At 49.2% G+C, this 447-nt stretch carries 2 protein-coding genes; one reads left to right on the forward strand and one right to left on the reverse strand.

Annotation, left to right across the window (positions count from 1 at the left end; all coding sequences use genetic code 11):
• A partial coding sequence (locus tag ASC50_RS04620) for a crossover junction endodeoxyribonuclease RuvC (RefSeq protein ID WP_162491138.1) occupies window positions 1-211 on the forward strand: 211 nt, incomplete at its 5' end.
• Between the two features lie 3 nt (window positions 212-214).
• Here the strand turns inward: ASC50_RS04620 and ASC50_RS04625 are convergent.
• The coding region (locus tag ASC50_RS04625; RefSeq protein WP_158648443.1) for a nucleotidyltransferase domain-containing protein at window positions 215-447 on the reverse strand (233 nt) is incomplete at its 5' end.

Below are 447 nucleotides of genomic sequence, written 5' to 3' on the forward strand. Positions count from 1 at the left end.
CACCGGAACAGCCACCAAAGAGCAAGTGTCGTACATGCTGCAAAAGTATTTGAAAATCCCAAAAGAAAATCTCCTGCCTCAGTTGGACGCCACCGATGCCGTAGCAGCAGCCCTCTGCCACCATTTTCAGGGCACTCGCCCGCAGTCAGAAAAGCATTACAGCGGCTGGAAAGATTTCATTGCAAAGAATGAGAAGCGGGTGAAAAAATAACCGTTAAGTTATCTCGCGCCCATACTTCAAAACCTCGTATGCGAGCGGGTCTTGTGGTGTAAATTCGCTTTCGCGGAATGCGTGCGGCTCAATGCGAATATCAATTTCGTGACGCAAATGCATAAGTTCCGTTTCGCGGTCAAAGCCGTTTTCGTAGTCGCGAAAGATAACGGCAAGGTCAATGTCGCTGTCCTCGTGGTAGTTGCCCTTGGCATACGAGCCAAACAAAAAGACTC

The sequence above is a fragment of the Candidatus Symbiothrix dinenymphae genome, from assembly GCF_001431085.1.